This is a genomic window from Brakhagea baltica, from assembly GCF_052161605.1.
Lineage (GTDB): Bacteria > Planctomycetota > Planctomycetia > Pirellulales > Pirellulaceae > JBKCUI01.
This window is the reverse complement of sequence record NZ_CP197409.1, coordinates 5843163-5868172: the sequence shown is the minus strand read 5'-3', so window position 1 is coordinate 5868172 and position 25010 is coordinate 5843163. Positions and strand designations below refer to the sequence as shown.

Annotated in this window: 18 protein-coding genes and 2 pseudogenes; 12 read left to right on the top strand and 8 right to left on the bottom strand. The window is 49.2% G+C overall.

Translation table 11 applies throughout. The features are described 5' to 3' along the window. Positions 1 to 254: 254 nt before the first annotated feature. The 7 genes and pseudogenes from SH449x_RS22835 to SH449x_RS22805 all read left to right on the top strand — a co-directional run. Complete coding sequence (locus SH449x_RS22835; RefSeq protein WP_482378390.1) at positions 255 to 3794, top strand: hybrid sensor histidine kinase/response regulator; 3540 nt, start codon at positions 255 to 257, stop codon at positions 3792 to 3794. Between the two features lie 15 nt (positions 3795 to 3809). Continuing rightward, on the top strand, positions 3810 to 4283 hold the full coding sequence (locus SH449x_RS22830; protein ID WP_482378389.1) for a chemotaxis protein CheW: 474 nt from the start codon (positions 3810 to 3812) through the stop codon (positions 4281 to 4283). A 2-nt stretch (positions 4284 to 4285) separates the two neighbouring features. Next, a complete protein-coding gene (locus SH449x_RS22825; RefSeq protein WP_482378388.1) occupies positions 4286 to 6694 on the top strand; it encodes a PDC sensor domain-containing protein in 2409 nt (802 codons plus the stop codon). A 94-nt stretch (positions 6695 to 6788) separates the two neighbouring features. Continuing rightward, a complete protein-coding gene (locus tag SH449x_RS22820; protein WP_482378387.1) occupies positions 6789 to 7028 on the top strand; it encodes a CDGSH iron-sulfur domain-containing protein in 240 nt (79 codons plus the stop codon). A gap of 60 nt (positions 7029 to 7088) precedes the next feature. Continuing rightward, positions 7089 to 8666 (top strand): hypothetical protein, encoded by a 1578-nt coding sequence (locus SH449x_RS22815; RefSeq protein WP_482378386.1) that lies wholly within the window; start codon positions 7089 to 7091, stop codon positions 8664 to 8666. A 121-nt stretch (positions 8667 to 8787) separates the two neighbouring features. After that, positions 8788 to 9768 carry an aminotransferase class V-fold PLP-dependent enzyme gene (locus tag SH449x_RS22810; RefSeq protein WP_482378385.1) on the top strand — a complete coding sequence of 327 codons (981 nt, stop codon included), beginning with the start codon at positions 8788 to 8790 and terminating at the stop codon, positions 9766 to 9768. Positions 9769 to 9786: 18 nt separating this feature from the next. Then, positions 9787 to 10038: pseudogene (locus SH449x_RS22805) on the top strand (kynureninase/PvdN C-terminal domain-containing protein); the annotation flags it as partial. A gap of 36 nt (positions 10039 to 10074) precedes the next feature. Here SH449x_RS22805 and SH449x_RS22800 read toward each other — a convergent pair. The 4 genes from SH449x_RS22800 to SH449x_RS22785 all read right to left on the bottom strand — a co-directional run bounded on the left by SH449x_RS22800 (position 10075) and on the right by SH449x_RS22785 (position 16393). Continuing rightward, a complete protein-coding gene (locus SH449x_RS22800) occupies positions 10075 to 10734 on the bottom strand; it encodes an SGNH/GDSL hydrolase family protein (protein ID WP_482378384.1) in 660 nt (219 codons plus the stop codon). A gap of 54 nt (positions 10735 to 10788) precedes the next feature. Beyond that, on the bottom strand, positions 10789 to 11583 hold the full coding sequence (locus tag SH449x_RS22795) for a biotin--[acetyl-CoA-carboxylase] ligase (protein WP_482378383.1): 795 nt from the start codon (positions 11581 to 11583) through the stop codon (positions 10789 to 10791). 183 nt (positions 11584 to 11766) lie between these two features. Further along, entirely contained in the window at positions 11767 to 15360 is a 3594-nt protein-coding gene (locus SH449x_RS22790; RefSeq protein ID WP_482378382.1) for an ABC transporter permease/M1 family aminopeptidase, read from the bottom strand. 25 nt (positions 15361 to 15385) lie between these two features. Then, positions 15386 to 16393, bottom strand: a complete 1008-nt coding sequence (locus tag SH449x_RS22785) for an ABC transporter ATP-binding protein (protein ID WP_482378381.1) — start codon at positions 16391 to 16393, stop codon at positions 15386 to 15388. Between the two features lie 185 nt (positions 16394 to 16578). On the opposite strand from SH449x_RS22785, the gene SH449x_RS22780 reads away from it, so the two are divergent. From SH449x_RS22780 to SH449x_RS22760, 5 genes are all read left to right on the top strand, one after another. Then, complete coding sequence (locus SH449x_RS22780) at positions 16579 to 16986, top strand: hypothetical protein (protein WP_482378380.1); 408 nt, start codon at positions 16579 to 16581, stop codon at positions 16984 to 16986. Between the two features lie 408 nt (positions 16987 to 17394). After that, the gene (locus SH449x_RS22775) at positions 17395 to 18354 is read left to right on the top strand and encodes a DUF1559 family PulG-like putative transporter (protein WP_482381849.1); all 960 of its coding nucleotides are present in this window, start codon (positions 17395 to 17397) and stop codon (positions 18352 to 18354) included. A 5-nt stretch (positions 18355 to 18359) separates the two neighbouring features. Continuing rightward, a complete protein-coding gene (locus tag SH449x_RS22770; protein ID WP_482378379.1) occupies positions 18360 to 19154 on the top strand; it encodes a MauE/DoxX family redox-associated membrane protein in 795 nt (264 codons plus the stop codon). A 108-nt stretch (positions 19155 to 19262) separates the two neighbouring features. Continuing rightward, the gene (locus SH449x_RS22765; RefSeq protein ID WP_482378378.1) at positions 19263 to 20279 is read left to right on the top strand and encodes a hypothetical protein; all 1017 of its coding nucleotides are present in this window, start codon (positions 19263 to 19265) and stop codon (positions 20277 to 20279) included. After that, on the top strand, positions 20276 to 20725 hold the full coding sequence (locus tag SH449x_RS22760) for a hypothetical protein (RefSeq protein WP_482378377.1): 450 nt from the start codon (positions 20276 to 20278) through the stop codon (positions 20723 to 20725). Before SH449x_RS22765 ends, SH449x_RS22760 begins: the two co-directional genes overlap by 4 nt. 360 nt (positions 20726 to 21085) lie before the next feature. Here the strand turns inward: SH449x_RS22760 and SH449x_RS22755 are convergent. From SH449x_RS22755 to SH449x_RS22740, 4 genes and pseudogenes are all read right to left on the bottom strand, one after another. Next, positions 21086 to 21895: pseudogene (locus SH449x_RS22755) on the bottom strand (transposase); the annotation flags it as partial. 110 nt (positions 21896 to 22005) lie between these two features. Further along, a complete protein-coding gene (locus SH449x_RS22750; RefSeq protein ID WP_482378376.1) occupies positions 22006 to 22497 on the bottom strand; it encodes a PIN domain-containing protein in 492 nt (163 codons plus the stop codon). 11 nt (positions 22498 to 22508) lie between these two features. Further along, entirely contained in the window at positions 22509 to 22787 is a 279-nt protein-coding gene (locus SH449x_RS22745; RefSeq protein ID WP_482378375.1) for a UPF0175 family protein, read from the bottom strand. 634 nt (positions 22788 to 23421) lie between these two features. Further along, positions 23422 to 24900, bottom strand: a complete 1479-nt coding sequence (locus tag SH449x_RS22740; RefSeq protein ID WP_482378374.1) for a malate:quinone oxidoreductase — start codon at positions 24898 to 24900, stop codon at positions 23422 to 23424. Positions 24901 to 25010 lie beyond the last annotated feature (110 nt).

The window sequence follows — 25010 nt, the reverse complement described above, 5'->3', positions numbered from 1 at the left end:
TATTTCTTTGGTTTTGAATACATGTGTAGGTATTAACCTTACTTGCCAAAGTAAGTCGGGTCGTTACTCGCCCTCGCCCTCGGTATGCGCACTAGCGAAACACATAGTGCAATTCCGTGCAAACTAAATACGCGAAGTGATTTTTAGCCAAGCAAAACGCGAAGTAAGTGTAATGCTGAAGCAGTGGAGATGTGGCGGTTAGGAAAACAAGTCTGCCATGACGGACTCATGCAACGATAGTCGACAACCAACCTATGGATAACTTTCAAGATACGGAATTGCTAAACGAATTCGTGACTGAAAGTTTGCAAGGCTTGAGCAGTGTCGAACAAGACTTGATGTCTCTCGAATCTGACGGTGGCAACGACAAAGCGTTGGTCAATCGAATCTTCCGAGCGGTTCATTCGATCAAGGGGACTGGCTCTTATATGGGACTCGATAATCTAGTCCGATTGAGTCATTTGGCAGAGACCCTTCTAGATCAAATTCGAAGTGGTGATCGGCAGGCTACCCCCGAAGTGACCGATGCAATTCTCGCAGCGGTAGACGATCTGGTTGGTATGCTTAATGAGCCCGATGTCGGTAAGAGCTACGATCCGTCAGAAGCTACCAATAAACTGAGCAAGGTTCTCGGAATGCCATCCGCTGAATCTCACGAGGCCACCGCCGCTTCGGATGAAACTGCTGTTGAGCCAACTGCGCCCACTTCTGAACCCGCGACCGCTTCACCAGCCCAGGCAGCATCGAGCGGTGCCCCCGAGGACGCGGACCCCGAGCTTTTGGCCGAGTTCGTTGAGGAGGGGCTTCAGGGGTTAATTGACATAGAGACCGACCTCCTGTCGTTAGAGACCGATGGTGGTACAGATTCGGAACTCGTCAATCGTATTTTCCGTGCTGTCCATACGATCAAAGGGAATGCGACTTTCCTAAAGCTGGACAATCTGGTTTCCGTTGCTCACAAAGCCGAGTCCCTGCTCGATCGAGTTCGAAACGGCACCGAGTCTGCATCCGCCGTTGTCACGGACGCGGTGTTGGCTGCGGTAGACTCCTTAAAGTCCATGTTGCAGATGGATGACATCGGGGCAAGCTTTGATTGTCGCGAGCCTCTCGCGAAACTAGAAGCTGCGCTTAACAAGAAGCAAGCCGAAGCTAGTCCTGCAACTCTGACCGATGAAGACGTCTCTAAGATCAAGCAAGCGTATACCAAAAAGGGGTTTATTTATCGTCTCGCTTTCGATCTCGAAGCGATTCGCCAAGCGATTGATGTGAAAGAAGGGGTTGTTGTAGGCTTTTCCAGTTTGGGAAAGATTCTTCATAGCTCCATTCCTCAGGACAAGATCGACACACTGGACAAAGGGAACTGTATTCTCTACCTGGAGACGGTTCTGCCTGCGGACATGCTCTGCGACCACTTCAATTTGAAGCCTGAGTGTGTGACAAAAATGGATATCGCAGATCTTAAGGCGAGCGATACTTCGTCAACAAGCGTAGAGTCACCACGTGGGCAAAAGAACACCGAACAGAATCATGCGCCAGCGGCATCAGCCGTCGCGGTGAGTCCACCAGCTACCGTTATCTCCCCAGCTCCAGCACAGCCCAAGCCGCCTGCCGCATCGATTGCACCAGTCGCTCCAAAAGTTGGACAAGCAGCCAGCGCGGACAGCAAGCCCGCCGCCAAGCCAGACGCAAAAGCAAGTGGTGAAAAGGCTGCTGTTGACCAGTCGATGCGAGTCCCTGTTCACATTTTGACCAAGCTGCTCGAGTGGACGGGCACGATGGTAATGGCACGGAATCAACTCATGAATGAGTTCGATTTCCGAGGCAGCTCTGCGTTTCGAACTCTGTCTCAGTCGATTACCGGTGTCCATGAGACCGTCATTGAAACGAGAATGCAGACGACCGGTTCGTTGTTCGAACGATACCGTCGGATTGTTAGAGATCTGTCCCGCCAGCTGGGAAAGGAAGTGGCACTTCATATCGAGGGGGGCGATCTAGAGCTCGACCGTACCATTTTGGAGAGCTTTGCCGACCCACTGACGCATTTGATTCGCAATTCGTTAGATCACGCACTAGAAACACCAGCTGAGCGCGAAGCGGCGGGAAAAAATCGTCAAGGAAACATCTATCTTAAATCCTACGTTCACAGCGGAGAGATCATACTGGCCGTTGAGGACGATGGTCGAGGGATCTGCGCCACCCGTGTTTGCGAAAAAGCGGTCAGCAAGGGGGTGATTACCCAGGAACAAGCTAATCAGCTATCTGACCATGAAAAGGTCATGCTAATCTTCCAACCAGGTTTCTCGACCAAAGACCAAGCGACCGACGTATCAGGACGCGGCGTGGGGATGGACGTTGTTCGAAACAATATCGAGGCTGTTGGCGGTACGATCGATGTTTCTACGAAAGTGGGATCTGGGGCAACCTTTGCTGCCATCCTCCCATTGGCTAAGGCATTGGTTTCCTCATCGCTGACTAAAGCCCTGGTGATCGAAATTCAGGGTGAGCAATTTGCAATCCCTGAGACTGCGATCAGTGAGATCATCCAATACGATGATAAGGCAATCGAAAATATACTTCAGGTGGACGGTGAGCAAGTCTACCAGCTCCGCGATCAGCTCGTGGCACTGCTAGATCTAAGAGATGCCCTCGGAATGGAGGACAACTTTCAGAGGACCAAGCAGAGTTGCTTGGTAATACTGCAATACCGAAAGCATCAGTTTGGTGCCATTGTTGATCGAGTTCTCGGTATTCAGGAGATCATCGTACGAGCTACTCCTAAACTGTTGGCCAACTGTGGAGTCTTTTCCGGGCATACCGTTTTGGGGACTGGCAATGTTTCTCTCATCCTCGATATCCATGGCCTAGTTAACAAACTCTCCCTACGTTTTGTTGATTCTAAGAAGCCGAAAAACGGACGAACTGCAAATGCAAATGGTGTAGCGACTACGAGCCCTAGCAAGAACCTACCGAAGCAGAAAATGGTGGTCTTTAGCTACTCCGATACCGAGTTTTTTGCAATACCTCTGGAACTTGTAGCGATCATTGAACGGATCTCCCTCGATTCGATAAGAAACGTAGGATCTAAAGAGTACTGTCAAATAAAAAATGAAACCATCTCGGTTATGAGATTGGACTCTTTCTTGCCAATCACTGCATTCAATGAAGAAAACAAAGACTGCTGTCTCATAAGGCCCGCAGCAGTAACCTATCCTATCGGTGTTTTGACCGGCCCCAACATCTCGGTCATCGAGGTTGATGATAATTTCGAATCACGACTAGATGATAATCAGGGTATCGTAGGAACCTTCCTGCATAATGGCAATCTTGTGATGCTGCTCGATGTGTTCAGCGTGTTCGAGAAACACGCACCAGACAAAATCAAGAGGCAGGATGAAAAGACTCGAGCGGCGAAAATTCTCGTCGCCGAAGACAGCTTGTTCTTTAGGAAACTGATCAACCAATACATAACTCGCGAAGAATGGACTGTCGAGGTCGTTGAGGATGGCCTAGAGGCTTGGGAAAGACTCTGTGCTGAGCCAAATCGATATGATCTAGTCATCTCAGACATCAATATGCCACGCATGGATGGCTTTCAATTGGCTACGAAAATCAGGGAAGACAAGCGATTCGATCAATTGCCGCTAGTTGCTCTGACGACGCTTTCGGACGATCACTTCCGCGAAAAGGGCTTAAGCCTTGGCTTTGATCGCTATGTCATAAAGATTGATAAGAATCACGTTCGCTCCACGGTCGCAGAGTGCTTACAAATCCGACGAAATCCATCGAAACCATAAGACACGGCTGTTACCATGCAGATTTCCACATTCCATATAAAGAACGAAGCCTTCGCCGTACCGGCACTTTTGGTGGAAGAATATTTCCGACCGCTTCCAATCACCAAAGTCCCCGGATCCGATCCGCGAATAGACGGACTGGTCAACATTCGAGGCAGAACGGCCGTCGTTATCAATATGCGTCGCTGTTTCGATGTTCCAGATCGCCCCAACTCGGATCAGGGAGAGATGATACTCCTCGAGACATCCCAGCGACTCGTCAAGGAAGCCAGAGACATCGGACTGTACGCGTTCGAGGAACCCGTCGTTCTGAACGTAGATGCAGTTTCACAAATATATCACCTCGTCGATGAAGAAATTCACCCTTCGCCACCACACGTCGATCAACGTTTCGTTGATGGCGTAATCGGTGTCGAGGACAAGTACTTCACACTAATCTCCATCCAAAGATTGATTGAAACCCTTCTTCAACCAGAAGAGCAGGCTTGACCATGATTGTCGATCAAAAAGCAGAAAACAAATTCAGTATCTTCAACTCGTTGATCACCAACGATCATCGTGAGTTCTACGAAAAGATCATCAATGAGCTAATTGGTGTCTCACCGATCTGCAATCAAGGTAAATGCACCGCTGCTGCTATTAGCGAAACCGCAACAGAGCAGGAGCAAATCACCGATCTTATGGAGCGAGTGGAAACCTTTGCTGCAGAACTACACGATGGTACGAAAAATCTATTCGACCAATTCTACGCTGCAAAAGAAGATTTCTGTCAGTCAATCTACTGCACCACTGCTTACATCAAAATCAATCTGATCGATCGGACATTGCTCGAACGTACCTGCGACGTGATGTCGTGGGCGGTTGAAACAGTGTTTGTCGACGCGCTGGAAAGAGTGAATAAGATTAGCCGTGTTCTGGAAAAACAGCTCTACGAGATGGGCGAGTTTCTTGATGCATCCAAGGCAGCGTTTGAGGTCCCGACGCTGGAAACCAATTGGACAATGAAAGACATCAGCCAGTACGTGGACGATGTGCGAAGCTACCAGTCGCGAAAACTGGAACTGATGTTTAATATGGATACCTACCAGGAGTTTAAGCAAAAGGTTGACGCCTTGGCGGACCAACTCGGGAAGGGGAAGAGCCAAGAAGGCACACTCACCATGCTCCAGAAGGTGACCAAGAACCTTGAGGAGTCCCATCAGCATGTCGCTTTGGCGTGCAGTAGGCTAGAGGATATTGGCAGCTCCTACACGCTTTACCGAGACTTGGTCATCACAACAGTTGACGGTATCGTGGTAGCCAATGCCAATGCTAAGCGACGAGCCAAGGTTCTGGGACGATCCGTTAAAGAAGAGCAATGGTTCAACCGAGCGACGGATACGGGCGATACGAATGATTACGCCATCGAGAAAACGAGCGGTTCGTTAATCGACTCCGGAGACAGTCTCGTATTCAGCACATCAATTAAAAGCGCTAGCAAAGGAGATCAAGGCGTTGGTGTCATGGGGGCTTTTTTTGATCTCGCTGAAGAAGCACGGATCATTCTCCAGGACTATATGCCCCTCTCTGAAGACGGAGACACCCGCGAAGGCTGGTACTCGTTTTTCACCGATAGCGATGGACGTATCGTCGGTTCGAGTGATCCGAACATCATAGCCGTCGGTCACTACGCTCACCTGCCACGGGGCCACAGAAAACTGACACCGGGTGGAACGATCAGTAGCTATGCCAGCATCGAGGGTAAGGATTCCGCGATCTTTTCGGCAATGTCAGACGGTTATCTTGACTATGCAGGGTTAGGCTGGAGTTCGCACCTGATTGTTCCTAGCAACGAGATTTTCGCGAGCGAGTCCAATTGCCAGATTAATGGTATCAGCCCAGACGAACTCATGAGATCTCGACTAATTCCCGAGATCAACAAAGACACCTACGTAAAAGTTCAAGATGATAAGCAGTCGATCAAGCTAATATCGCTGAACGGAATTGTATTCGCTTCGAAGCTAGGAAAGCGAGGCGTTGCGCTCGGACCTGTCTTCGAGAGAATCACGGAAACCGGCGATTTTGCAACGGCCAAGATGGAAGAGTTGTTGAGAGAGATGGCCTTCGGTGAGCTGCGTTTGAATTTACAAACGCTCGAGACGTTCTCGAAACAAGCGATAGATCTGATAGACAGGAATCTGTTTGAGCGTTCCGCAGCCATACGCTGGTGGGCAACAGATAAATATCTTTGGCAAGCACTTGTGGAACCTTCTGACGAGAATCTTCAAGCGGCTAGCCGCCGATTAAGAGACATCAACGGTAGCTACTCCATGTATCGCAATCTAGTTCTTGCTAACCGCATGGGTAGGGTACTCGCAGCGTCCAATCCGGAACTCATACCTGATATCAAAGACGCTAGGGTCGCCGATCATCCTTGGTTCACTAAGTCGATGAGATGCAAGAACTTTGGTGAATATGCAGTACAGGATGTCGGCGAAACTGACCTGGAGCGAGGCTCTAGGCGATCTTTGATCTATTCGGGAGCAGTCCGTGCAAACGGTGCTCGCGATGGTGAGGTCGTCGGTGTCCTCGGCAGTCTGTTCGATTGGGTAACGGAATCAGGAAAGATTCTAAAAACCTGCCTACCGAAAGATCGAAACGGAAAACGGATTCAAGGTTGCGTTGCATTTTATGCAAGCCGCAATTTTGAGGTGATTGAGACATCGGATCCTCAACTTGTTCCGTTGGGGGCTACACCAGAATTGCCGCTTGAACATCGTGAACTAACGGCTGGTCAATCGGCATCTGGGGTACTGAGATTGGGCGATCATATCTACATCATGGGCTCGTCGCGCAGCAAAGGCTATCGCGAGTACCAGGGATTGGGGTGGTCGGCACATATCCTTAGACCTCTTTTTTAATCAGTTTTAAACCAGTTTTGTACTCTATTTCTGTTCCCTAGACGGATGAATTCGAAAGAACGCGCGTCGCTCAATTGACTGGAGAATGACAATCATGGCAAATTCCTGTGAAACGTGTACAACCAAGATCTGCTGCAACCCGAAAGGGCCAATCATTATCGAGGGTGACGTGAATATTGTTGATAAGTATGGACGTCCTTTGTGCCCTGATAAGAAAAAGAAATCGCACGTTCTGTGTGGTTGTGGATTGTCGCTAAACAAGCCATTCTGCGATGGAAAGCATAACAAGGCGGGAGGAGATGACGATGAGGATGATGACATCAGCGACGAATAAGCGTAGCTAGTTTCTGAAATTTGTTTCCATCCATTCGCGTGATCAAAACCGAGATCTCCCATGAATACGAATTTAACGTGTGACGATGTGACCCATGGTGATATTCCCAATCGAAGCTATTCCCAAGAGCTTGTCGCTCGCTTGAAAGCGTGGGATTCGCTCGCCGAACTAAAGGACTGGGATGAGCTTCAACCTCACAGCCAGACAGCAATCGACCTCGTGAAACGAGTTGCGACCGAGGCATCGTTTCTCGGGTATCCACGAGCAGTAAAGCAATGTAATGTTGTACTTGCCGCTATGGATTTGATCGTCTCTTCGGAAGCCATATCATCGCAACAGATCAATGCATTGGTTCACGCATTGGTTTCGATCAGGGACACGGTTACGGGTTCGAATGCGTTTGAGAACGAAGATGCAACTGGCACGATCGGAGACTTGCAATCTCATTTCGCGCTGCCGAGTGAGAAGGTCAGTTCACCGATGCGTCTCGACGCAAGTCCGATTCCCACAGAGCTCACATCCGGCCCTGGTGTTCCTCAAGCTCAGACTGAACACAGAGATTTGCAAGTCTATCGCAACGCGCGCCTCGATTCCTTGGATCAATGTTTTGAGGAAGAGTCGTGGATTGTATCCCAACTAGCGAGTCTAGCTGAAGATCTGGCTAGCGGTTCGCACTGTGCCCATCCAGCAGGTAGGTTGATGTATGTGCTAAGGAATCATAAATTCTTTAATCAAGTCGACCGTGTTTGTCTCGCGGGGAGGGTCGCCGGGGGAAACCAACTCGTTATTTTGGACGCGAGCATAAGTGCGCGTTGCCCAGAGAACGCTCTCGTAAAAGGATACTCCTGCTTCGTTAACCCGGAAGGCTCACTTTTCAAGATGAAGCCTGGAACGGTTCGCATTTTCAGCGATTGCGAGCGAGTACTTTCGTCCTTTGCAGCTCAAGGAAAGCCGGCGCAACGTTCGATTGCTTTGATCTCCGACCAAGGTCTACGCAGTGGGCTGTGTTTGGCCTTAGGAAGAGGTTCCGAAATCCAAGGGTTCTTGTTCATGAACTCCGTACAAGACGATTTGTTTCGTGAGATCACGATCAACTCTGCACCGATCCTCTCCCTGTTTGGTCTGATTGCAACGATTAGCCTCGATACGAACGGATTTCATCCGCTTCCCAAGCACCATCCAAAACATCAAGAGTTCATGCCTAAATCATCAACTCTGTTCGAGGCAGACCATTTTCATTCATTGCTTGAGCAGTCGCTAACACAGTTCCATCGACCAGGCGTCAAACAAAAGCTGTCTGTGACGAGTCGAGTAGACAATCCACAGTTTCTGTATCTGCCCAATACGATCGTCAACGCTCTAGCTGAGTTGATCTATCGAACACAAGATACAACTCTTAATGTTTCGGTTGAAGTCGATATCAAGGGGAGTCTAGTTGAGATTGGATTTTCACACCGAATCGATAGCAAGGACCACAAGGGATGGGATTGGCTGACCAGAATCGTTCGATCCGTCGATTCTGAATTCATGAACAAGCCCGTCGATGTCCGGATGAATGATTCACGTATCACAGTGGTCTTTCCTTTTGAACCTGTACTATGCGGCCAAGCGGGCTTGAGATATAGCATCGTCTGCTAGCCTGCCAACTCGCATCATCGATAAAGGAGCACTAGACGACACTGTCGTCTAGTCTCTCCATCAATTCCTGGTACGATGTCGGTTTCTACAGCGACAGTTATGCTCAGGAATTGGACCTTGCATGGGTGAATTTGACCTACCAGAAGTGACCGATTTGGATTCCGCGCCATTTCGAGATCGTTTTGTAATCGACGATCCGAGTGTCGCATATCTGGACGGCAATTCTCTAGGTCGACTCCCTAAGGCGACTGCAGCGAGAATGAATCAAGTCGTCTCCGAGGAATGGGGAAAATCGTTAATCGGTAGCTGGAATGACTCCTGGTTGCCGATTGCAAAGCGACTTGGCGATAAGATCGGCAGCTTAATCGGAGCCGCGCCGGGAGAAACGCTGGTTTGCGATTCCACATCGATCAACTTATACAAGGCGGTATGGGCACTCTTACAGCATCGTGGAAAACGGAATACTATCGTCACCGATGCAGCTAACTTTCCGACTGACCTATACGTGCTGGATGGGCTGTGCAAGCAATTTGGTCTACGTTTAAGACCCATCGCGCTGGATCATGCAACGCACGAGCAAGTTAATTCGGCTATCGCTAACGAGGTGAACGACGATACCGCTTTGGTTTGCTTGTCGCACGTGAACTACAAAACCGGCTACGCTTTCGATTTACCAACGATTACACGCATCGCCCATTCACATGGAACGCCTGTCGTCTGGGATCTTAGTCACAGTGCAGGTGCTATACCTGTTGACCTGGGAGCTGCACAGGTCGATGCCGCCGTAGGGTGCACGTACAAGTATTTGAATGGCGGCCCTGGTGCGCCTGCGTTTCTGATGTTGCGTCAAGATTGGGTTTCGAAGCTTTGTAATCCCATTCCAGGATGGTTTGGTGCTGCAAGTCCGTTTGATTTCGGAAGCGCCTATGAGCCGCACCCCGGTATAGAACGCTTTGCTGTAGGTACTCCGCCTATGTTGTCGTTGGCAGCTGTCGAGCCCGGTGTCGATTTGATGTGCGAAGCCGGAATCGAATCCCTTCGGAATCGTGGCTGGCGATTGATGGAGTATTTTTTCGAACTCTACGATCAACGTTTGCGATAACTCAGTTTCGATCTAGCAACACCACGAAAGCAAGAAGAATCTGGTTCCCATGTTTCGCTACGTCATGTAAATGCGTGGCAGATCACTCAGGACTTAGTGAAAACGTATCGAGTCATTCCGGATTTTCGAGATCCCGATATTATTCGGTTCGGTATCACCCCGATCTACACTTTGCGAGCAGAGATCGAACAAGCGGTCTCGGCATTAGAATCATCAGTGACCCAAGGGACCTTTAGCAAGTTTCCACAAACTCGACAGGGTGTCACGTAGCCCGAATGATTCGGGCTGGCGTTCGTCCTCAACGGATCATTCTTCTTTTTCCAAAAGGATGACTTCAGCAGCTAACTTGGCCCATTTTTCGTACATCTCTGTCGAAGGATGCAATTCATCTGCTACGAGGAATTTTTCCGGTTGGTTCGCCGCTTCGCGGGTCATGGGGGTGATGTCCACATAGTGAACCATCCCCTTCTTTGACTCATCGTGGTTGATCGAATTGAACTGGTCGATTTGCTCGGCGATTAGCTTCGGGTCACGACCGCGTTTCGTTGCAAACGGAGTAACGCCCCAGTCCGGAATGCTGAGTACGACAACGCGCCGCGGATTGTCGCCAGCTTTCTTGATTGCAACTTGGAGCAAGGCTTGAAACTGTCGTCTGTACTCCTCGACATCTCGGCCTCTATACTGGTTATTCACTCCGATAAGCAATGTAACCCAATCGTATTGCTCGGCGAGTTCGGTCTCGGCGATGGCTGCCTGCAATTCGTCGGTTGTCCAGCCCGTCTTCGCGACGATTTTGGGAGCCGTGAACTTGCGTCCCTTCTCATTTAACTTCTGGACCAGTTGCACAGGCCAACGACCCTTCTCCGGTACCCCTTCACCAATCGTATAGGAGTCTCCGAGAGCAAGAACGCTTTCGTCTGCAACAAAGCAATGGCAGAACGCAAAGATCAGGACTTTTAGAATCATGTTACATCCCACCAAACACCAAATGGAAAGCAGTTTTCCGTACGCGTTGCACTGCTACTCGAAAGAGAGTACAGTCCCTGCGATTATACTTCGTTTCTGAGCGTTGGTATCGATAATTTGAAGTGCCCCGCTTTCGGTGATTCCGTTGCAGTACCCATGAATTTGTTCCCCTGCAGATTCGATGTACACTTGTTTGCCGTCGAGTAAACTGTACTGGGGCCAAATCTTGAGTAATCGCTCTCGATTGGCGTCATGATCAGGCTCGAGCTCCGACCATTTGCTGATAATTCGCAATAGAATCGACTCCGGCGAATATTCTTCAGGTTTTTGTACACAAGCAAACTCATGTAGACTAGTCGCACGTGATTGCACATCCTGGGGTGCTCCAGAAAAATCCACTTGGCAATTCAATCCGATACCGACGATTGCTACAGGCTGGTCCAATGTGACGACCTCGATCAAAATGCCCCCCACTTTGCGGTCTGCGACATACACGTCGTTAGGCCACTTGATCTTAGGAGGTGCGTTCAGCAGTGGTTCAATTGCTTCTACGATTGTTAAGCCCATATGCAGAGGGAGCAACCCTTCTCCCAGCTTGAATGGCAAAGCCAGGGTAAACATCAAGCATCCGTCGGGAGAGAACCATTTGTTGTTTCCCCGGCCAACGCCAGAGGTTTGCTGGTTCGCCACCACAAGGGCCGGATAGGGAAAAGTACCCGTTCTGATCGAGTCCTTGGTAAATCGATTGGTGGAATCAATGGTATCGAACCACTGAACGCTTTGGAAAAGCTGGCTGGATTTGATCTCCTCCAAAACAGAGCGGACACGAGCTTCGCGGATAGGATGCATGAACGATCAGCTTACAAAAGCGAAATTCGGTTCCGAAACAAAAATAGACGGCGGACAGCAAGGCGTTGATCTGCAACAGCATACTGTACATTAGGCTTGCCGATCAATCAAAGGGCCGCAAGTCAAAGTTGGCCATCGGGCCGAGCATTTCCTTCATCGCCGCGCGATATTCTTCGGCGGAATTCAACGTTTGTCGCTTTCCACCCTAACCGTTTTCAAATTGTCATCGGCGATTCTGTCGATCAAAAGATTCTTTGGGTCAATACCCGCTTGATAGGGCAAATCCTCAGTCTCAAACTCAATACGGTGCTTGCCAGTGCTTAAGAGATGTCGTTCGCTGTGAAGCAGTTTGCCGTAGCGATTTCCCTTGGCAGGTTTTCCATAGGCACCGACCTCAACCCAATCGTCCATATCCGTTTCTGTTTCACGCCCTTTCTCATCCGCTTTCCACTTGTGACACTCTACCTCTAGTGAGACGCGGTACCGCGAATCGCCGATCTTTGTAACCGTCGCATCAAGTGTTCGGTTATCAAAAATTGTGATCTCTTCGAATAGATCTCGGATCAAGTACTGTAGGTCAGGCGGCGTATGCTTTTTGAGTCGATCGATCAATTCATAGGAGTTCGGATAAGGGGGGCCTGTGTAGGCATAAGCATCAATCAGCTCCTTGAGTGCTGCATTCACGCGATCTTCGCCGATCATCTCCGTGAGGTAGTAAATTGCTAAACTACCCTTCTGGTAATGGATGTAGCCTTGGTTCGGATCGACGTTTAGCAAAGGGCGTTCTTTCATCCTCTCCAAGCCACGAGAACGGAGGTAGTTGTTCATCTCGTAGCGGAGAAATTTATGCATCATATCCTCGCCGAACTCTTTCTTCATGATCATCAGGGCGGTGTACTGCGCTAGAGTTTCCGATAACAAGGTAGCCCCCTGCATTCTCGCTCCAATCACTTGATGTGCCCACCATTGATGGGCAATCTCATGGCATACGATGTAGTAAACCATATCGATGTCGTCAGGCTTTTTCAGGTTGGCAATAAATCCAATACTCTCAGAATAGGGCATCGTGCCGGGAAACGCTTGAGCAAACGATGCGACCCTAGGAAACTCGATAATGCGAGCTTGTTTGTGCATGTAAGGCCCAAAGTTTTTCGAGCAGTACGAGAGTGAGTCCTGAACCCCTTTTACCATCCCAGGTACATTCCATCGGTGTTCGGGATGGTAATAAACCTCGACCTCGACATCGCCCCATTTGCTTCGCTCCACTTCGTATCTAGCCGAAATAAACGAGTAAAAATTGAGAGAGGGATGGTCCAGTTTGTATTGGTAGTATTTTCGCTCCCCCTCGGTCCAATTCTTGATCAGCGATCCTGGAGCGACAGCAATCTGATCTGGCGATGTGCTTATAACCGTCTCAACATCGACGAAATCTGCGTCACTACCAATGTAGTGCGTAAGACAAAGTGGGCCACATTCTCGGGTTAGATCTGGAACCGCTTGAGTTTCTTGTAAACCAAGCTTCTTTCGTCGAATCGGATCTAAAATGCGAAGGTTGGGATTGTATCCGAAACTGGGCACGATCGATGTGTTGAAGAAACTACCGTTTTGTACAATCGACGTATCGCTGACTTGATTTTCGATACCACGATTCTTGGTTCGGACAACAAACCTCATCTCACGACTTTCCATTGGTTCCATCGGCGGATCAAGCTGCCATGAGATCACGGAAAGCCGATCGTCCTTATTAACTATAGAAGCCCCCGGAATCGAGATTTCGGTATCATAGGTCGGGGCGGTATTAAGGTAGAGCATTTCGATAGTCGTTCCAGAGCGATTCTCCAGAGTCAACGTGCCTCGCATCTCCATATTTAGTACACTCGGATAGAGATCGATTTCGTAACGCACCTTGGATATTTTCGGCTGCGGAGTGTCCGCAAGAGATGAATACTGTCTTTCGTAATCGGCTCGGCGCTTTTCGAGTTCCTCGCTGCCAAGGAGAGTGTTGAGGACTTGCGTGTTGTAGTACAGCCAGCCACCCGTGCAAATAGAAGCCAAGAGCATGGTTGCAAAAAGAGCTCTCGAGGACGTGGAGGAGGATACCAGTCCCGATCTCAGGCGCACGAAAAATCGCTTAGGTGTTCCTCGATGTAATGCAGCGGCAATCAACCAGAGTAGGCATCCCGAAACAAATCCCCAGTAAACAACGAACCAGACAATTCCAGATGTATAGGGGGCAAAGCCAAAGAGATCGGAATATGTATAGCTTGGAAAGCGTCCGAATCGAACGAGCAAGGTTTCTACCCTGAGCAATTGCCAGACAAAGTTATTGGCGATGACAAATCCAATAAAACCAAAGTAGCCAATATATTTATTGGGAGAGATCGTGTGGGCAGCCAGGGCTATGACGAGCAGGAAAAAGAACCTAGCACCATCGATTACTGTCAACTCTACGAAATAAAGCCCAAATTGAAATCGCGTGTAGCCGTTGATCAACTGTGCAAGACAGCAGAGCCCAATCACCATGGTATGGATGGTGAGGACAATAGCCATCAAGGAGAAGATATGGCTCAGCAAGAGAACGCTATTGGAAACGGGAGCCGCACCGGATATTTCATGGATACGATTATCGCGATCTTTCCAGACCAGAACACCCGAGAAATAGGCCAGTATAGCGATCACAAAAACAGTCAAACTGCCGCGAACAATATCAACCATTTTGTATGTCACGGGCAACGATGATACGCCAAAACCCTCAGTCGCGCTAAAGAAAATCGCTAACCCAGCGTTGAGCATTGAAAAACACAATATTATGACAAACGCTGGACTCTTCAGTACGAGCCACGCCTCCATTCGAATCGAGGAGAACCACTGAGTGAGCCATCTCGGATTCGGCATCGATACGGGCCAGTCCAAGCTGCCATGAGTCGTGGCGACGCTCTTGGGTGCGAGCACGTTTTGTTTCGATCGTTTCATATTCTTAGCTACAGTTTCAAATCGAAACCGCCAGCCAGCGATCGAAAAAACACCGGCAGATACCGCAAGCCACAACATACGATTCGCAAGGAGCCAGCCACTCAGTGGAAGCGCCCATGTGTTGCGTTGATCTGGCGTCCAATACTTGGTTGCCAAGCCGAAAGCTGTTGCTCCCATGGGGTCTGCCAGAGCTGCAAATGTTTCGTTAGAAAGCTCACTCACCAGGGACAATGCGACGCTGTAAGCCACCAAAAGCCCCAGAACTGCCAAGAAGGAATAGAGCGTGCTGCGAGTCCAAGTGGCTATCGCAAAAACGATTGCTCCAATAAAAAGAATGTTAGGAATGGCAAATGAGATAATAGACAGTCCGTGAGCTAACCAGTGGACGTCACACCATCTGTCCAAGTCCCGATTCGGTAGCCAGCCCGCGATGATGATCCCGAGTGATATCCCAAGCATAGGAAGCAAAGCAACACAACTGGCGGCAAGAAAACGACCGATGAGATAATCCCATTTTCGAATCGGTTTGGTAAAGAGAACATCGGCAAACTTTGTGGAAAAATCACGTGATGCCGCCGAGTCAAAAAAGGTGGTAATGATTAAGGCACCTAGCAGTCCAGCGATTGCATAATACTGCTGAATGACGAAGGGTGCATTGCGAAAGGTGTTCCCAATCGCCCCCCCAATCTGTAGATTGTCCGAGTATGTTGCTGTAGCAAACATAAACGCCATGAGCCCCGTGAATATGTAGACCATGTATCCACGAAGCCAATACTGAAGCTCGAAGCGAAAAAATTCCAACATACCTGGTTCCTTGCGCTTCGTCGTACTATTGGATATGGAAGAAGAAAGCATCTTCCAAATTTGGTTCTGCCGCTACAAAACCGTCGCCTGGATCTACTTCGCTGAACACGCGGACAACCGGTCGTCCCTCGATGAGTTTGGTGGAGAGGACACTATGGCCCTTAAGATCCCGCAGTTCCTGTTTCGACATAGAGCGGCTCCAAACTTTGCCACTCATCGAGGATTCTGCTGAGCTAGGGGAACCATGAAATTTGACCTGCCCACGATGTATGATAGCCATGTTTTGGCATAGTTCTTTGACATCCTCGACAATGTGTGTTGAAAGAATCACGACAACACTTTCACCCACTTCTGACAGTAGATTGTAAAAGCGATTACGCTCACCTGGATCGAGACCTGCTGTAGGTTCGTCGACTATGATCAACTTGGGATCCCCAAGCAGCGCTTGTGCGATACCGAATCTCTGCCGCATCCCCCCGGAGTAGGTAGCAACCGATTTGTGGCGAACATCGAATAGATTCACTCGAAAAAGCAGCGCATCAACAATCTCTCGACGATGTCGGGCGTTATCTCCGACACCTTTTAGGCATGCTAAATGACTCAGAAGAGCTACAGCACTGGTCCGAGGATACACGCCAAATTCCTGTGGCAAATAGCCAAGGAACCGCCGCACCTCTGCTCTGTTGTTCAGAACATCAATGTCACCCAGGAAAATAGAGCCTTGGTCGGCATCCTGCAGAGTAGCGATCGTTCGCATCAAAGTCGACTTACCCGCACCATTAGGTCCTAGCAACCCGAACATGCCAGTGGGAATGGTCAAAGAGATATTGTCGAGCGCACGGACCTCGCCCGAATACGTCTTGGTCAAGTCGGTTATCGTCAGTTGCATAGGGATCTCGGTAAGGGGCAATTGGGCGATCTTCAGGAACTCAACTCCAATCTTTCGATCAGACTCGCAGATTATTGGGGATGTGTTAAAATTTTCTATCTCTCTGTCGATCTTCTCGGGTCTCGATACTTCATCGATTGCCATATTTTCTTCATCATCTCGCCGAGATGTTGTCACCGAATATTTTGAAGCCTGGGCAAAACAGACCGATGAGTTCCCTTCCACCGAGAATCACTACAACCAGAAGTACTGGATGAGGGCAACTGCGGAAGGGCGACCGACCGTAGGAAAGAAGCCCGCGAAGGTGTGCGTAAACGCTGGGTTTGTCGTTGCCGACAGAATATCCGAAAGGCAATATCCGCCACCCAGTCGCCTTCTCGTCAAAACTGCGAGGTTACGAACAGAAACTTGATATCAAAGCAAAACTGTTCCGAACGGAACGGATTAATCCAGCGTCCACCGACAAGCCAGCCTTAGAAGTGTCCCCAGAGGATGCACTAATGGAGTTGATAGTCTCTCCGACGAATCTTCGGCGAGCTTGGTATCAGGTCTCCAGCAACCGGGGAGTCCCGGGTCCTGCCGGCAGCAAAGCCGACGGCTACCCGATACGAAAAACACTATCCTTCCTCAGTGCAAAAGGCTGCGGAATCGACCACGACGAGACACAACGCACTTCATGGGCCATCCGAATGCAAGAAGCAGATCAAGTTGGGTTCGTGTGTCACGCTACATTGTAAGAATGGTCTGGCAATCGCCAGCCATGAAATGATAAAGCGATCCCGATCCGAGGTCATCAAGGTCAGCTTGCATTAGCATGGAACGCAAAGAACGTAGCTGACACAGACTTACAGCCTGTTGAATCACCGTCCCACACTAAGAAGAAATCGTTACTAAAAATACGTGGAATTTTCTTGCATGACAGAAACCAATCCGCTACAACTAAGTCGATCTGAGCATCCTTTTTTGTCCGAGCAGCCCGAAGGAGTTCATTTTGCGGGAAAAAGTAACAGATCAACAGATCAACAGATCAACAGATCAACAGATCAACAGATCAACAGATCAACAGATCAACAGATCAACAGATCAACGCGTTCTTATCTCCGTATAGCCAAAGTGTGAGCAACTCTTCTTGTTCCGCTACATCATTGATTAGACCTGCCTTTACGCTCGTTGAGTTGTTGGTAGTCATTTCGATTATTGGACTTCTAGCTGGCTTACTTATTCCTGCAGTTCAAGCAGCGCGTGAAGCTGCGCGTCGAATGCACTGCCAGTCGAATCTAAGGCAGTTAGGTCTAGCAGCAATCAATTTCGAATCGGCGCATCGCCACCTGCCTGGCCCCACAATGAATGCACATCCTGCGTCGGGGCAGTATAGGAGTGATGTTGGACTGTTTGTTAAGATGCTGCCGTACTTAGAACAAAACGCACTTTATGAGGCGTTCATCAAGTCGGTGCCTAGTAATTCTCAACCGAACCGTCTGAACATTGATCGCTCGTTAGTCATCCTTAAATGCCCAAGCACGTTAGATTCAGAGCTACTTACGGATTTGTCTGATCGATTTTCAGGGCCCGCGGTAACTGGGGTAAACGCTAAAGCGTGTGACTACTCGGGAAATGACGGCGCGTACGTTAATAACAAGCCGTATTTTGGAACAATTCGATTGCGAGTAGATAATCTTGTAAAGGAACGCAGACTAGGTGAGGTCACGGACGGCACATCCAACACGTTTCTTTTTTGGGAAAGTGTTGGTGATGGAATTCGGCTGTTTAAGAAATCGATTGTTTCGATTAATATTGGGGCGACCGATTCGTTCAGCTATCTGATAGATAACAACCCATCAAACGCCCTACAGTCTTCAAGTCGAGCGTCGACCAAGTCCTACTTGTTCGCTTGGTCGGGGTTTCGTGTGGGAACAGTCATACCTGATGGAAGTCGCTCGATGAATCTATCGAATAAATACGGAGAGCCGTTTTCGGGTCATCTGGGACTGGTCAATTTCGCGTTTGCGGATGGGGCTGTCAGAAGCATTAGCGAGAACGTTGATGCTGCAACGATTGTCGCCCTTGCAACAGCCCAGAACTCTGATGTTGCTCAAGGAGAGTAAAACCAGTGGCGTCGAACCAATCTACACCTGCACAGCGCAAGATAAGCGTCGTAATCGCTCTCGTTCTCCTTAGTGCATGCGCCGCCAAAGCTTGGGCGATGGTTTGGCTAACTATTCCAGTGACTCGTTTGGAAATTTTTTTCAATGTCCTGATTATCCAACTTGAATTGGTACTTGCTTTATGGCTTTTATCGCGCATTCGTATGCCTCTCTCATTATTAGCAAGTGCAATATTTTTTCTATTCGCAGTTGCGTCAAATCTGTACGCAATTTGGCGAGGGAAGTCGAGTTGCGGTTGTTTTGGTAACATTGAGGTCTCACCAGTTTTCACCCTCGGGTTGAATATCGTAATTTTGTTGGCGTCCGCCTATGCACTCCGTGCCACGCACTGGACGGGCTTACGTTCTTTGTTGAGCGTTGGAAAGATTGGCTGGACTATTCCGTTGTGTCTGAGCCTTTGTCTAGTCGCGATTCTGGGACAACTAGGACGACTTCATTTTGCACCACAACTCATATTGTCACCCGAGAAGATTGATTTGGGTCTAATTGAGTTGGGCTCACAAAAAGAAGTATCGATCCCACTCAAGAATATCTCGGATAGGGATCTAAATATTTGGGGCGGAAAAACTAACTGCACCTGCGCTACTATAGTGGGAGGATTACCAGCTCTAGTCGCCAAAGGGTCTCAAACGATCGTCCGGATTGTTGTACGACCAACGCCGCAACTTGTAAGGGTACTGAATCGCCATGTAACGTTCCGTCCTGCGACAAGACGTGCAATCGAGGAGGTGGCGTTGTAAATTGCTACTAACTGCAGCACTACGAAGATCTGTTTAGTTGGCCCGAATCCTCCTGGATTCGGGCCAATTTTATCAGCCAGCAAACCTAAGGACTTTGATGAAATGGAAATGTGTCGAAAATTAAGTTATGCATTTTTTACGATCGTATTTTGCGTTGCTTCGGGTTATGGTCAGGAGTCAGATCTGGACCTTCTAGCGAAGCGGGTTGATGGATTTACGGCGAACTATCTAGACTCGCTACAGAACGTAAGATGTCGAGTTGAAGGAATCGATCCTCGCGGGGTTGAGTTTCAAGGGACGATTGCTCTTATGGGGCGTGTAGCTTCATTCCAGGCTTTTCCGAGTAATGGCGCATTCTCGTTCACAAGATCGCCAACTTGGCGATCATCTGGATCAGACTCAAGTCAAGGAGTCAAAGTTGGCAATTCGCAATACTCCTTTCAAGTCGATATACGAGAAGAAAATGAGGGATATGTCTTGAGAGACTTAGTAGTACAGCTGGATAATGTCAGGCGAGAGAATTTACAGAAAGATCCAGTCTTTTTTTCCTTCTCTGCGACAGATGCAATGTCGATTTATTCACCAATTCGAGTATTTGATGTATCGAGTATCGACATAGTTTCAAAAAAAGACGGAATACAGACGTCCATTCGCACTGGCGAAGGCACGGTCGATACTCAAATCGTGGAAGCCAAGTTTCCACCGGAACATCCGTTTGGCCATGAAAGCGCAACGGTTGTCTTTGGTAAACGTGGCGAAGTTCAACACTATGAGCTCGTAGACCGACCGACGTCATCGGTCGTTGTGACCTATATAGTCGATGTAAAGTACGCGAACGACCAGATTCATTCGGCTACCTGGTTTCCGAGCGAGTTTCGATTCAGCTCGAAAACGCTTTATAGTGGAAAAACCTCTATTTCGCCGGACATTTGGGTAAAACTAAGTGACATCGAATTCAATAAAAATACAACCAAGGAATTCACATTAAGCCACTACGGGATTCCTGAGCCTGAAGGAACGACTATGCGGGGGTATCCGATTCCTTATTGGTTAGTTGGAATTGTCTCTGGATCAGGATTCCTTGCCCTCGGCATTTATCTTCGAAGAAGAGCGAACTTATCATGAAATCTATGCACAATCACTTGATTTTTAAGTATGCTCCTCTGTTTTGCGGTTCGCTTGGGATTGTTATTATACTTATTGCAATTTGGATTGGTCAAATTCAACTAGTCAGCAAAACGCTCCCGTTACAATTTGACCAATCGGACCTTGTACAATTGGATTTTCCAATACTGGAGAATTCGATGATAGAGTTGGGAATTACCAATCCAAATTCTCGTTCAATTCGTGTCCTCGGCATTGTTGGAAGTTGTGGTCGAAGTGGGTGTGTGGAGGCTGTGGATTTTCATCCGTTTGTGGTTGGTTCTGGCGGTTGCGAGACGGTGAAACTGGAGTTTAAGTCTCCCTACGAACCAGGCCCAATTGATGTAAGTCTGTTTGTACATTACTCATTAGGAGATAGCGTTCGAAGTCATCCATTGGCTATAACTGGAAACGCGGTTGATCGGTAATAGCTGAGTACCCATGCCTTAATTATAGAGCGACAATTAGAATTCCCCGTTTTTGAGCCGCGCATTGACTCATTGAAAGCGCTACCGAACGATTGTGGTTTCCTCATTAGGATGTTACCCAATCGCGGAGTTTCGCCATGGAAATGCAAGCTAAAGCCGAGTTGGTCGAAGTGATTCGTGAACGATACCTTTGCGCAAGTAAGAAGGACAAGTCTCGAATTCTTAACGAGTTTGTAGCGGTAACGGGTCACCATCGAAAGCATGCTGTGAGACTGCTATCGGAGCCTATCCTTAATTCTGTTTCCAACAAGGTGTTTGTTGGCCGAAAGATCTACAACGATGCGGTCAGAGAAGTTATCGTAGACTCAAAGGTGCCAGCCAGCTATCTTGTGGCACCCGCTTGGTCGTTCCCTTCTTCTTGGCCTTGTGATCCTGGCGTTGCTCAGCCAGAGACTTGCCACGCTGAGCCACCGACTCCTCGTGCGTTATCGGTATTAAATCGAATGCCGCCGAAGGAATCTGCTTTCCCTTTTCCGCTTCGATGCGATCGTAGACCGACGTGTGTTGCGATTTCTCAAGACACTCGGCCAAAGCAGCCCGGACTGGATTCAAGTCCACGTACATGGCGCAAGCCAGCAGACCTGCGTCATCGACGATACGTTGGGCTTTGAAGCGTCCTTCCCAAAATCGGCCGGTACAACCATCTTGCCGGTTCGCGAAACGAGCAATCGGCTCGGCCAGAGCACGCATGAACCAAGAAATATCCGACAACCGCGTCCGAATCTTGGCCATCATCTCCGTGTCAGCAAGAACCCGCTGCACATCGATTTGCGATGGTTCAGCCAAGTGTTCTTCCATTCTGCGATCAGGGAAAACGCGAAGCCAGCGGATAGCGACCTCTTCGTCGGAGAGATTTGCCAGCATGTCGGGGCGGTTGCGTAAAATTACTCGTAGGTGGTTAGAAAGAATCGCAAAGGAGAGAATATCGATAGCGAAGACAGAAGCAAGGGCTTCGAATCTGCGTCGTATCTATTCTCGGCGGTAGGAGTAATCGACCCCTGAAACGGCATCGATTCCGGCTAAGAATGCCCGGCGGACACATCGCTGACAACAAAGGACCACTGCGATCTCGTCGTGCCTGAATTGTTCTGTTCGTAGTAGTCTACCCATGATGGGAATCCTTTTGGTTAGTGCGACATATCCGGAACGATACCGGAGGTGTGGGAAACTGTCATCAAAATATGGATGGCACCATTTGAAATTGCCATTTGAAATGCTCCCTATTTCAAACTATCAACCTGTTTGATAAGTGCGTCGAACAACTTGTTGGTACCCCGGAAATTCGTTCGTTCCTTCAGTTTCTGAATTTCGATACGAATGTCTACCAGCCCTAAAACAGCAGCATCACGAAGAATTCCTAACGTCCCAGCAACCTGAATTTGATCCGCGATCGCTGCCCGCCTGGCTGCACCGTCGTCAGTTAGCAGGAGACATCCAGGCTGGCTCAAGGCGACGGTTAATGCGGCCTGTTCGCCACTCCCAAGCTGCGAATACTTTGGATCAAGCGGTGGAGTGAAACACTCCTTAAGCCATGAGGGCTTGCTCCTTACGAAATCTCGTACCGCAGGAGGCGTCCTATCATGATTCAACTCCGCAAGAACAATCGATGGGACTTGAATCTCGCCAAAAAAGCGACGCAGCAATTCTACTTGTTCCAACAATACAAGGTAGTGGAGCGGCCCCGTGTCAGATACGACAGCAACAAACGACATTCGCGGCGGGCTTACTTGAAGGGGGGCGTATTATGCGTACTAAGAAGTGACGCATCCAGGTGCAAGTCATCGGGTCCAATGTTCCTCTCGACTCCACGATCCGCTAGCCATTGCTCCGCTTCTATCGATGTATTGAGCCCCATCAACGTAGCAACACGCCCCACGCTGAAGACTCTTTCACGATATCCCTGGATGATCAGCGCCTCGAAAGCTTTCTCTTCGAACCGATCTCCCCACACTTCGCGAAGAGCGTCGATTGCTGGTCCTGGTAGGTTTATAGCTAGCGTCATAATTTTCTCCTTCCCTGATTTTACCATGCGACAAGGATTAAGGCGACCTAATTTAGGCACTGCGTATTAAACGCGATCTAAGTCTAACTCATCGGTTTTCCCCATGTTCTCACCATTGGAGAGAGAATATGGTGCCACTCATAATCTGCGATTAGTCAATCCGAATCTCCTTTCGATTGGGGGCCCGTCATTTGGTGCCAGTCATATTTCGAGCTTCTATTTTTCGCCCTACATCTTTCGACATACCCTGTTGTCGGAACGAGATAAACTAAGGAGACGATTGAGCGGCCCGGGTTCTCCAGCAGATTCAGGGAGGCTCACAATCTATTTCAGAATAGGGATAGAATCCCAGAGTCTCAAACTAGCTTTTAAATCTGCTGGCTTCCTTGAATCTGCTGGACGTTTGAAATCGCAAAGCATGATCTGTCAAAAAATGTAGGTCGAAAGATTTGGTGGAGGACTCCCAGTGCCACCGACGGACCAATGCATGATTCAACCATGGAACCACTCGGAGACACTGCATTCCTCTCGTAGCAGAATTGCAGGGACGATCCATTAACGGGAAGTCTGTTCATCTAGATGTGCATCTGAGGAAAAGTCTGATGGCTCAACCTGGAATTGTTCGGATGCTAGGTTACCTAGCGAGCTTTAAATGTTCGGAGGCTACCATGGTAGCTTTGGTGAACGAGTCGATGTTCTCAGGTAGTTTCAGGTCTTGATCGTAGGTGGCAATCATCTGCTTCATGCGCTCGCGACCTTTCGCACTGGAAAGCATATGCGGAAAGCATGTCCGAACAACATCCAAGGCGATGCTGACAGATACCGACGCGCCTGGTGATGCACCTAACAACGCTGACAAAGTACGGTCGGCAGTGGAAACGACTTCCGTGCCAAAGAAAATCGCCCCTCGATCGGTCTTTTTGATGGTCTGCACCCGGATTCCGGCTTGCTGCAACCGCCAGTGCTCCGCGCGAGCTTGCGGATAAAATTCTCGCAAGGCTTTCAGACGTTGCTCCATGCTCTGAATCCCCTGATTGATGAGGTACCGCACCATAGAACTGTTGTGCACTCCGGCACGTACCAAGGTCGTAACATTGTCGAGGCGAACCGAGCGAAGCAAATCGCTCCAGCTTCCAGTCTGCTTGAGAAAACGAGTCGTCCAAGATGCGAAGGGACCGAATAGCAACTGCCGCTGGCCATTCAATCGGCGAATATCTAGATGCCCCGCTCCTAGACTAGGGGCGGAAGGTGGCGTGGCACCATAAACTTTGGATTCGTGTCGCGCGCAAATCGAAGGCTCGTCACAGATCAGCCACTGGCCTCCAATTGGAAATCCGGCAAGTCCTCGAAACTCGCCAAGCCCCGCTGACTGTAGCAATGGCAAACAGCCTCCTCCGGCGCCGACGAAAACGAACTTGCCTCGTTCCTGTCGTACTTCACGCGATTCTGACGATTGCACTTCCACTCGCCATCCGTCGTGTTCTCTTCGCAGTCGCGTCACTTTGTAACCACTCATGACTTCGCATTCATCTTGCACACTCAACCACTCGCACATTCGTCGTGCCAGCAGGCCATAGTTAACCTCGGTGCCCTCCCCGCTCGTTGCAGCCACGTGACTGGAATCGCGTCCCTCCATCACCAGAGGTGCCCAGTGATGAATCTCGTCGGGATCGGTCGTCCATTTCATGCTCTTAAAAAAATGATGCTGCTGCATGGCAGCATGCCGATCCCTGAGAAACTCAACTCCCTCCGCTCCACTCAGAAGACATACATGGGGAACGGAATGGATAAAGTCGGATGGCTCGCCGACCAACTGATTCCTAACCAGATATCCCCAAAACTGCTTGGATTGCTCAAATTGTTCGAAGATCTTGAGTGCTCTCTCGATGGGAACCTTGCCGTCAGGCCCGCGTACTGGCGTATAGCTCAGCTCGCAAATTCCTGCATGACCAGTCCCCGCGTTGTTCCAACCGTCGGAAGCCTCACGTGCCAATTCCGTCGTCGCTTCGATCAGCCTAATTCGTAACCGTGGCTCCAACTGCTTCAGCATCACAGCAAGCGTAGAGGACATGATCCCACTGCCGATGAGGATAATGTCGGATGAAGTGTTCATAAGCCTGCTTTTCCGAATCTCCAGAAATACTCGCTGCTCATAAATTGCAGGGTCCTCTCGAGGCATCACCGCGAAAATCTTAAGCTACTATCATAGCCCACAGTCATTAC